At 42.3% G+C, this 10,150-nt stretch carries 11 protein-coding genes and 2 tRNA genes; 11 read left to right on the top strand and 2 right to left on the bottom strand.

All coding sequences use genetic code 11. The annotated features are described in order from the left end of the window. Positions 1-327 precede the first annotated feature (327 nt). The 10 genes from FD05_RS10705 to FD05_RS10660 all read left to right on the top strand — a co-directional run bounded on the left by FD05_RS10705 (position 328) and on the right by FD05_RS10660 (position 7,279). A complete protein-coding gene (locus FD05_RS10705) occupies positions 328-645 on the top strand; it encodes a hypothetical protein (RefSeq protein WP_020279930.1) in 318 nt (105 codons plus the stop codon). Then, complete coding sequence (locus FD05_RS10700) at positions 645-953, top strand: PTS sugar transporter subunit IIA (protein ID WP_020279931.1); 309 nt, start codon at positions 645-647, stop codon at positions 951-953. Before FD05_RS10705 ends, FD05_RS10700 begins: the two co-directional genes overlap by 1 nt. Before the next feature lie 241 nt (positions 954-1,194). Next, on the top strand, positions 1,195-2,688 hold the full coding sequence (locus FD05_RS10695; protein WP_020279932.1) for a peptide MFS transporter: 1,494 nt from the start codon (positions 1,195-1,197) through the stop codon (positions 2,686-2,688). Positions 2,689-2,755: 67 nt separating this feature from the next. After that, the gene (locus tag FD05_RS10690) at positions 2,756-3,577 is read left to right on the top strand and encodes a metallophosphoesterase (protein WP_039932209.1); all 822 of its coding nucleotides are present in this window, start codon (positions 2,756-2,758) and stop codon (positions 3,575-3,577) included. 70 nt (positions 3,578-3,647) lie between these two features. Next, positions 3,648-3,730 (top strand) — tRNA-Tyr (locus FD05_RS10685). A 10-nt stretch (positions 3,731-3,740) separates the two neighbouring features. Beyond that, a tRNA-Gln gene (locus FD05_RS10680) sits at positions 3,741-3,812 on the top strand. A 152-nt stretch (positions 3,813-3,964) separates the two neighbouring features. Next, the gene (gene proC, locus FD05_RS10675; protein WP_020279935.1) at positions 3,965-4,762 is read left to right on the top strand and encodes a pyrroline-5-carboxylate reductase; all 798 of its coding nucleotides are present in this window, start codon (positions 3,965-3,967) and stop codon (positions 4,760-4,762) included. A 19-nt stretch (positions 4,763-4,781) separates the two neighbouring features. Continuing rightward, positions 4,782-5,918: an N-acetylglucosamine-6-phosphate deacetylase gene (gene nagA, locus FD05_RS10670; protein WP_020279936.1), complete on the top strand. Its 1,137-nt coding sequence runs from the start codon at positions 4,782-4,784 to the stop codon at positions 5,916-5,918. A 14-nt stretch (positions 5,919-5,932) separates the two neighbouring features. Beyond that, positions 5,933-6,637, top strand: a complete 705-nt coding sequence (locus tag FD05_RS10665) for a GntR family transcriptional regulator (RefSeq protein ID WP_020279937.1) — start codon at positions 5,933-5,935, stop codon at positions 6,635-6,637. Between the two features lie 180 nt (positions 6,638-6,817). Continuing rightward, positions 6,818-7,279 (top strand): GNAT family N-acetyltransferase, encoded by a 462-nt coding sequence (locus FD05_RS10660; RefSeq protein ID WP_020279938.1) that lies wholly within the window; start codon positions 6,818-6,820, stop codon positions 7,277-7,279. Between the two features lie 191 nt (positions 7,280-7,470). Here FD05_RS10660 and FD05_RS10655 read toward each other — a convergent pair whose 3' ends face one another. Together FD05_RS10655 and FD05_RS10650 are read right to left on the bottom strand one after the other, a co-directional pair. Next, entirely contained in the window at positions 7,471-7,818 is a 348-nt protein-coding gene (locus FD05_RS10655; RefSeq protein ID WP_039932211.1) for a hypothetical protein, read from the bottom strand. 9 nt (positions 7,819-7,827) lie between these two features. Further along, the gene (locus FD05_RS10650) at positions 7,828-8,571 is read right to left on the bottom strand and encodes a WecB/TagA/CpsF family glycosyltransferase (RefSeq protein ID WP_020279940.1); all 744 of its coding nucleotides are present in this window, start codon (positions 8,569-8,571) and stop codon (positions 7,828-7,830) included. A gap of 119 nt (positions 8,572-8,690) precedes the next feature. Between FD05_RS10650 and FD05_RS10645 the strand changes: the two genes are divergently transcribed. Then, positions 8,691-10,148 carry a nicotinate phosphoribosyltransferase gene (locus FD05_RS10645; RefSeq protein WP_020279941.1) on the top strand — a complete coding sequence of 486 codons (1,458 nt, stop codon included), beginning with the start codon at positions 8,691-8,693 and terminating at the stop codon, positions 10,146-10,148. The last annotated feature ends 2 nt before the right edge of the window (positions 10,149-10,150 follow it).

Raw genomic sequence — 10,150 nt, 5'->3', positions numbered from 1 at the left:
ATAAATGCCTTTATATCAACGTTTGTAAGGGGAGCTTGTGCCTGCAGTCGGCATAACGTATCACCGAGAGAAATAGAGGATATTATCGAATGAAAATTCGGTAGTATCCTTTTTTAGTGTAATCGCCCACAAACATTTATGAGCAGACGTCAGCAAAATCATAAATTGGTATATATGCTATATTGAGCATTGGTATACAAAGATAAATGATCACAAGCTTAATAATACCAGCTCGTGGGAGATATAATCTAATAATATCCTCTTGTGGTATATATAAAAATATAGTATGCTGTACTGGTAAATATAAATTACTTGGGAGTGGAAAAAATGAAAAAAGTATTGTTGATTTGTGAAAACGGCATTTCTAGTCATTACCTGGTTAAAGCAGCACAACCTTTTATTGAATTGTATGATGCTCACATTCAGTTAAATGCAACTGACATTGATCATGCAGCTTCCTATTCAGATAAAGATGTTGAACTGGTACTCGTGGCACCACAAGCTACGTATCACGATGAGGAGCTTCATTTGTTCGACGAGGACACGCCTGTTGAAACGATTCCTGACGAAATTTATGGTTGGGGAAATGGAGAGAAACTTGTTAAATTAATCATGGAAAAATTGAGTCCTGTTGAGGCAGCTTAATGACAGATGATCAACTTAATCAGATTTCCATGCAAATGCTGACATGCTCAGGGAATGCGAAGAAGATCTTGTCTGAGGTAATGAATGATATGAATTCAGGAGAAGGGGAAAACAATCTTGACTCAAAAATGGTTGTGGCCCATCAGTGGCTGGTTAAAGCACATAAATATCAAAATAAAGTGATCGCTGAAGCTGAAAGTATTCACTATTCCGTACTATTTACACACGCTCAAGATACACTCATGAACACTGAGACAATCGAATTTATTATTAAAAAGTTTATCCCATTATTGAGAAACGCAAAATGAACGGATATCAGCGTCTTTCCCATGCGATTAACAGCATTCGCAATTGTTGATATCTGGCTGAATTCTTACTGTATATAAGTTTTCCGAGTCTCACCTATGTTGAATTAAAATTCAATCTATCATATAATGATTTGTATGATTTATTCTTGTAATAACGATCAGGAGTAATTAAAAATCGATAATCTAATCTGATTAACTTGTTTTGTTAATCAGATTAGATTTATTTTTTGGAGGGTATCACATGCAACAACAAGATCAAACAGACCAGGAACGGCGGGCAGATGCCTCGTTCTTTGGTCAGCCTCGGGGACTTTCCACATTATTCTTCACTGAAATGTGGGAACGATTCAGTTATTACGGAATGCGTGCTATTCTTCTTTACTACATGTATTTCAGCGTTACTAAAGGTGGCCTTGGATTCGACCAATCGTTGGCTGCTTCAATAATGGCAATCTATGGTTCTCTGGTTTACCTGACATCGGTTATCGGCGGATTTGTGAGTGACCGGATTCTTGGTAGTCGGCGGACAGTATTTTACGGTGGTGTCTTGATTATGCTCGGGCACATCGCACTTTCACTACCAATGGGAGCACCGGCATTATTTGCATCAATTTTGCTAATCACTGTTGGTACTGGATTGCTGAAACCAAACATTTCTGAAATGGTTGGTGGCCTGTATACCGAATATGATACCCGACGTGATTCAGGATTTACTATCTTTGTATTTGGTATTAATTTGGGCTCATTCGTCGCACCACTTTTGGTAAGTTGGCTTGGGTTTAATGTGAACTTCCACCTTGGATTCTCACTAGCCGCCATCGGAATGTTCTTTGGACTTCTTCAATACATTCGCGGTGGGAAAAAACATTTGCCAAGTTCAAGTCTTTACCCAAGCGATCCGTTAGAACCTAGTGATGCTAAAAAGTTATCTATTCGGATTGGCTTAGGTGTAGTTGTCTTTGCACTCATTCTGTTATTAATGCAGGCTATGGGCAGCTTGTCACTGAGTTCATTCATTACACTTTTGAGTATCATCGCGATCGCAACACCGATTATTTACTTCATTATCATTATTTCTAGTAAGAAATTATCGGACACTGAACGATCACGAGTGATTGCCTACATTCCACTTTTCATTGCTGCAGCCATCTTTTGGGCAATCGAAGAGCAGGGATCAGTTGTTTTGGCACTGTTTGCTGAAAATCAGACTAACAACAACTTCTTTGGGATTTTCAACATTCCTGCTGGTTGGTATCAGTCATTGAACCCACTATTTATCATGCTTTACACACCATTCTTTGCTTGGATGTGGATTAAGCTTGGTAAAAAGCAACCCAGTTCACCTTCCAAGTTTTCATTAGGATTGTGGATTGCTGGTTTGTCTTACTTATTCATGGTGTTACCTGTCATGCTATTCGGTTCATCCGCTAAAGTTAGTCCACTCTGGTTGCTTGGAAGCTGGGCAATCGTTGAAGTGGCCGAACTGCTGATTTCACCGATTGGACTTTCAGTTACCACTAAATTGGCACCAAAAGCATTTGAATCTCAAATGATGAGTATGTGGTTCTTGGCTGATTCAGCCGGGCAGGCGGTTAACTCACAAATTGTTAAATTCTATACACCTGAAAATGAAATTAATTATTTCTTGATCGTTGGACTAGTTGCCATTGTTGCCGGAATTATTCTGGCATTCCTCGTTAAACCAATTAAGCGATTAATGGAAGGTGTCAATTAGATTCAAGATTGAATGAATGTGTTATCCTAACCTGGATAGCACATTTTTATTTTGGGGAGAAATGATGATGGTAAAGATTGCCGTAACCAGTGATAATCACTTGGACTTAAATAAGGTTGCACTGGCACCAACAATTAAACAGCAGGCAGCTTATCTCAAGTCTCATGACGTTGATTATTACTTAATTGCCGGAGATTTATTCAATGACTTCCAGAAATCGGTTGATTATGTCAATCAACTTGCTGAAGAAGTTTCGCCAATTCATGTTTTCTTCATCGCCGGCAACCATGACATGATTAAAGGCGTCAGCTATGATGAACTTGAAAATGGGCGATGGCCAGGTTACCTCAACAATCAGTTTGTGGATATTGCCGGAACGGATTATCGAATTGTCGGGATAAACGGTTGGTATGACTATACATTTGCCACTAACGAGGATAAGACGGAAGACGAATTTCATCGTTGGAAAATGGCTTACTGGATAGACGGCTTAATTTCGCAGCCTATGAGCGATCCCGACCGTGAGCGGATAGTTATTGAGCAGCTGAGAAAACAACTCGACAGCGCTAAACTAGCAGGCAAAAAGGTCATTATAATGACGCACTTTGTTCCCAATCAGCATTTCATTCATTATACGAATGACTTTCGATTCTGGAATATGGCGAATGCGATGATGGGCAGCTTGAAATTTCAAAAATTAATTGAAGCCTACCAGGTCGATATGGTTATTTTTGGCCACATTCATCAACGGCTTCAGCCAATCACCATTGGGGCAACCACGTACTATAATGCCGCTGTAGGGTACCACAATCACCGTCACAATGAATGGCAGACCGATCATTTTATTTCTGAATGGGAAAATCAGTTGAAAACGTTCGAGATTTTTTGAATATTGCGCTTGACGAAATCGCTAAAATTTTGTATTATTATATTCGTTGGTTTGATAGCAACACCCTTTTGGAGGGGTAGCGAAGTCTGGCTAAACGCGGCGGACTGTAAATCCGCTCCTTCGGGTTCGGTGGTTCGAATCCACTCCCCTCCATTTTTATTATTGGGCTATAGCCAAGAGGTAAGGCAACGGGTTTTGATCCCGTGATGCGCTGGTTCGAACCCAGCTAGCCCAATTACTAAACGTCCGTGACGATAGGAACTCGTCATGGGCGTTTTTTGTATTTTTAAATATCGACCAATTTGATATTGCAAAATCAGTCATTTTCCGCTATTGTCAAAGTTAGAAGAATTGGAATAGTCCGATTGAAAATTAAGGAGGCAAATTATGAAGATTGGTTTTATCGGTGTTGGGGCAATGGCTCAGGCAATTATTCAAGGCTTGCTGAACGCTAAATTTGTGCCCGCTCAAGACATTTTGGTACACAGTGCCCACAAGGCGCATTATGGAAAGTATGCGTCGCAATATGGCTTAACTGCAGAAGCAACCAATGTGGCTGTTGTTAAAGACAGTGACTTGGTTGTTTTGGCTGTCGTCCCTGCGATCGCCGCAGATGTCTTAGCCGAAATTCGGGATGAACTTTCGGCCAACAAGACCTTGATTTCAATTGTTTCCGGCGTTTCCTTAAATCGGCTAGAGGAATTGACAGATTATAACCTGCCAATTCTCCGGAGTCTGCCAAACATTAACTCGGAATTTGGCCAGGGAATGACTGCCGTTGCAGCGAACGAAAATTTGACAGGTGATCGAAAAGCACAGGCGATTGCTATGTATGAGGCAACGGGCAGTGTCAGTGAACTTGATGAAAGCAAGTTTGCCGCCTTTAGTGCCATTTCGGGCAGTGCAGTGGCTTATGTTGACTTCTTCATTGACAGCTTAAGTCGTGCCGGGGTCAAATACGGTTTGACCAAAGAAATGGCAACTAAGATTGCTGCTCAAACGACCTTGGGATCAGCTCATTCCTTAATGGCCTCTGGGCAGACGCCGGCTGAGATGATCGATAAAGTCTGCTCACCAGGTGGCGATACGATTGCCGGCATTCTGGCAATGGAAGACGCGGGATTCCTGCCATCGGTTGTGAAGGGGATTGATGCAACAATCGCTAAATCGACTGGCAAAAATTAGCGTTAATTTTGGAGAAGTTATGTTAACAGTTTTGACTCATGCAACAATTTATACTGGTAAACGTGTGATTAGGGACGGTTATCTCAGGTTTGACCAAAAAATTCGATCAGTTGGCGAAATGAGTGATTTTCAGCAACAGAAAGATGATCAGATTCTGGATGCTTCTGATCGGACAGTTGTTCCCGGTTTCATCGATGTTCATACTCATGGCGGTTATGGGGCTGATTCAATGAATTCCGATCCCCAGGTGGTGAGCAGGATTGTCGACCAAATGGCTCAGGAAGGCGTGACAAGCGTTTTTCTGACAACAATGACCCAGAGTGCCGAAGCAATTTCAAACAGCATGCAGACGATTAGAACGGCTGCTCAGTCGAACCCAAAAATTTTGGGGATCCACCTTGAAGGGCCGTTTATTTCACCGAAATATAATGGGGCACAACCGATTGGCTTGATTCAGCGGTTAAGTGCCAACAAGATTGCCAAATGGAACAAACTTTCAGGTGGCTTGGTCAGGATCTTGACCTACGCTCCGGAAATGGGCACTGACACATCTGCATTTGACTATTGCCAAAAACATGGGATTGAAATGGCTGTTGGCCACTCCGATGCGACTCATGAGTTGCTTCAACAGGTTCAACCCCAGCACATCACGCATTTGTTTAACGCCCAACGTGGGCTTCATCATCGAGAGGTCGGGGTGGTTGGCTATGCGATGCTCTCCAAGACTGCCAAAGTTGAACTGATCTGTGATGGTTTTCATGTGGTTCCCGAAGCGGTCCAAATTGCCTATCGGATAATTGGACCCAACCGATTGGAATTGATTACCGATTCGATGGAGGCAAAGGGAGAACCAGACGGGTTATATCAACTTGGCGGCCAACCGGTCCGGGTTCACGCTGGTCGCGCAATCCTTCAAAATGGTCATTTGGCGGGATCGGTTCTCAAATTTTCACATGCATTTAAAAATATTATTCAGTTTACCAACTGTTCGATTGCCTCAGCGGTCAAAATGACCTCGACCAATCAGGCCGAAGAATTTCAACTCAAAGGGAAGGGATTCCTTGAGACTGGGTATGATGCCGATTTAAATTTGTTTGACAATCACCTAGACCTTATGGCAACGTATAGTTATGGCAAATTAGTGAATAAAGACTAAGGGAGTTGGTATCAGTGGGTTTACCAATTTATATTCAAATTCATAACGAGATTAAACGAAATATTGAAGCAAATAAGTGGAAAATTGGTGATCGAATTCCCTCTGAGCGTGAATTGTCGACGGACTTTGGTGTCAGCCGGATGACGTTACGTCAAGCCATTCAAACCCTGGTTGATGAAGGAATTTTGGAACGCCGGGTTGGGTCGGGAACTTTTGTGGCCAACCAAAAAGTCCAAGAAAAGATGTCAGGAGTTACCGGTTTCACTGATCTGATGCTGGCGCAGGGTAAGCAACCTTCCAGCAAAACAATTTCGTATCATACGATGGAACCATCATTGAGCGAAATGGAAAAGCTAAATATCACACAGGATCAAGCGGTGCTGAGAATGGAACGAATCCGATATGGGGATGAAATTCCGATTTGTTTTGAAGTGGCGACGGTTCCGGAAAACATTGTCGATGGCTTGGAGAAGTCAGAAGTGACAAGTTCACTGTACCGAACTTTGGAACAAAAAAAGGACCTGCAAATCGGCAAGGCCCAGCAGACCGTTTCAGCAATGCTGGCATCGGAAAGAATTGCAGAGTACCTCAATATCAAGCGGGGTGACGCCATTTTAAGGCTGCGTCAAATCACGTATTTGCAGGATGGCAGACCGTTTGAGTATGTTAGAACCCAATATGTGGGCGATCGGTTTGAGTTTTATTTGGAAAAAGAGTGAGCGACGAGACCCGGGTGATCGCGGTGCATAAGTGGAAAATGGCAATTGATGAACGGTCTTTGTTCATTAATTGTCATTTACCGCTTATGTGTAGCGATCAGGGTTATCGGAGCTGTCCTCAAAGTAGACACGCAAAACCATTGCAAGTATCTCATCAATCACATTCCCAAGGAGTTAAGTATGCAGGCTCAATTGATCTCAAGAGAAAATCGGACACCAAAAATCCTTGCCCAATTAATCCGCGTGTGGGAAAGTTCAGTCAATGAAACGCATCATTTTTTATCAGCTGAAGAAACACAGCAGATTAAACCAGACGCGATGGCTGCCCTTAAATTTGTTTCCACATTGGTTGTGATGTTTGATACAGAACATTCTCCAATTGGGTTCATGGGGATTGATAAGAACCAACTTGAAATGTTATTTGTTGCGTCGGGCCATCGTGGTCAAGGGATTGGTAAGCAACTGATTCAGCTTGGCATCGTCAAGTATGGCGTGACTCAAACAACCGTTAACGAACAAAATACCCAGGCACTTGCCTTTTATAAGCACTTGGGATTTCAGACGGTTAAACGGTTTCCCACCGATGACCAGGGTAGACCATACCCATTGTTGGAAATGAAATTAATATCTTTTATTCAATAAAACGAGAATGGGACAAAAGAGCAAACTTTTGCCTCATGCTCGTTTTTTGTGGTTCTCTGTTATGTAGCTAAAACGTGCAACGATCGGCTGATCCCGGCCATTTAAGCCCATCAATCAATCATTCCAAAACCAGGAATAATCAATTAATGGGCTTAAACTCTGGGATCAAAACGCCTTTCGTCGCACTCTCTTTATTTTTTCTTCTTCACTTTGTCATATCGAGTTGCATAAACGCTTCGAATCAAATCGGTGATCCAGCTCATTAATGCTGCGACAAACGCAAAGACAATCCACGAAGTCCAGTCATAGTACCCACCAACTTGACGTAAAACGACCATCCACAACACAAAATAGATAACGTAAAAGCTGATCCGGGAGAAACGTAGATAACTGGTCACATACCCCAAAGCCCAAATGCCCAATAGGTCATATTGGCTGTCTTGAATCATGGCTTCATGATCAATCAAGTTCCAAATCATTCCCCCAACTAGAAAGACAATGAAAAAAATAGTTACATTCTTGGCCGAAACGCTTTTCACTAGAACACCTCATTTTTTCCGTGAATACTTTTGTTTAATTACCTGCCACAAATACTTCGGCAATACCATCAAGCGTCCAAAGCGGCTGGGCTCCTTTACAACTCGATACAACCATTCCAAATGCATTCGCTGCCAAGATTTCGGCGCGCGTTTAACTGTGCCCGTCAATACATCAAATGAACCGCCGATCCCAATCCAAAGTGCATCAGCAGTTGAGCGATTTTTGTTAATAAATTCTTCTTGTTTAGGGTAACCGGTTGCGACAAAGACCATATCTGGCTTGGTTCGCTTAATGTCTCGAACGATATTGCGATCATCACCAAAATAGCCATCGTGAGTGCCGGCAATTGTTAAAAATGGGTAGTTTTCCTGAACGGCTTTTTTTAGTTTGCGAATGACTGCCGGTTGGGCGCCGATGAAGAATGCTGATTTTTGATGCGCATTTCCCCATTCAAGCAAATGAACAAACAGATCATATCCTGTTACTCGTTCCTGCAACGGTGTTTTAAGCATTTTAGCGCCCATGATAATTCCAATGCCATCTGGAATAATGTAGTCGGCAGACTGAATTAATTCAGCGTAACGCGGGTTGGCTTTGGCGTACATGACAATTTCCGGGTTGGCGGTAACGACAAAGGTATTCGTGTGGTCATTGATTTTGTTATGTAAGATTTCTTGGAAGTCGGTCTCGGTGGTATTAAAGAACGGAATGCCCAAGATATCAACTGTTCTGGTGGTGCTTTGGTTATCCATAATAGCTCCTTAAAATTTCATTTTATGTCGATCACGAGATTATTTTTGTTAATAATCGTAAAAATGATAGAATATATACTAATTATATAACAAATCTCCGGGGAGGATATTGACACAATATGTCAGAACACGATAATTTAACGCTTCATACCGATTTTTATGAGATCAACATGATGGCCACATACTTTGAAAAGCATATGGAGAATCGAAAGGCGGTTTTTGAAGTGTTTTTCCGCAAACTGCCGTTTGGCAATGGCTACGCGGTGTTTGCCGGTCTTGAACACATTATTCAGTATATTGAAAATTTAAAATTCACTGATGATGATATCGATTATTTGCGACAAGTGACAGACTATCCGGATAGTTTTTTAGAATACTTAAGAAACTTCGAATTTAAGGGTAATATCAAATCTGCTTACGAAGGCGACATTGTTTTTGCTAACGAGCCGATTCTGCAAGTTGAGGGGAGTTTGTGTGAGTGTCAGCTGGTTGAGACTGCCATTTTGAATATGGTGAACTACCAGACATTGATTGCAACCAAAGCCTCCCGAATTCGGACGGTGGTTGGCGATGATCCGTTGATGGAATTTGGAACCCGCCGAGCTCAGGAAGTTTCTGCTGCTCTTTGGGGAACTCGGGCAACCATCATTGGTGGATTCAACGCCACCTCAAATGTCTTAGCCGGCAAGAAGTTCGGCATTCCAATCAGTGGGACGCATGCCCACTCATTAGTTGAATCATTTGGTAACGATTATGATGCTTTCAAGGCATACGCTCAGACCCATCATGACTGTGTCTTCCTGGTTGATACTTATGACACGCTTAAAAGCGGCATGCCAAGTGCCATCAAGGTAGCTAATGAAATGGGCGACAAGATTAACTTTGCCGGTGTCCGCTTGGATTCAGGGGATATGGCTTACCTCTCCAAACGTGTCCGTGAAGTCCTTGACAATGCCGGTTATCCAAATACTAAGATTTATGCATCCAACGACTTGGACGAGACCACGATTGCCAGTTTGAAGATGCAACAAGCCAAGATTGACGTTTGGGGTGTGGGAACCAAAGTGATTACTGCCTTTGATCAGCCGGCTCTGGGCGCTGTCTACAAGATGGTTTCCGTTGAGGATAATAATGGTAAAATGACCGACACCATCAAGATTTCCGGTAATGCGGAAAAAGTTTCGACACCTGGTAAAAAGCAGGTTTGGCGGATTACCGACAGCAAAGACGGCAAGTCCGAAGGTGATTACGTGACGTTGGCCGATGAGGATCCACGCAAAGAAAAATCAATCTTCATGTTCCATCCAAACTACACTTATATCAACAAAAATGTCGAGAACTTCGATGCAACACCGTTGCTGAAACCAATTTTTGAAAAAGGCAAATTGATCTATGATCGACCGAACCTGAAGCAAATTGTCCATTACGCTGAAAAAGAGCTGGCATCTTTGTGGCCTGAATACAAGCGGGAATTGAATCCGCAAAAGTATCCAGTTGATTTATCACAGAAATGTTGGAATAACAAACGTGACATTATCGAGAAAATCCGAAGTTATATCCAAGATATTAAATACTAAAT

The sequence above is a fragment of the Lentilactobacillus otakiensis DSM 19908 = JCM 15040 genome (assembly GCF_001434145.1).
GTDB lineage: Bacteria > Bacillota > Bacilli > Lactobacillales > Lactobacillaceae > Lentilactobacillus > Lentilactobacillus otakiensis.
The sequence above is the reverse complement of the archived record's forward strand: the minus strand, read 5'-3'. Positions and strand labels throughout refer to the sequence as shown.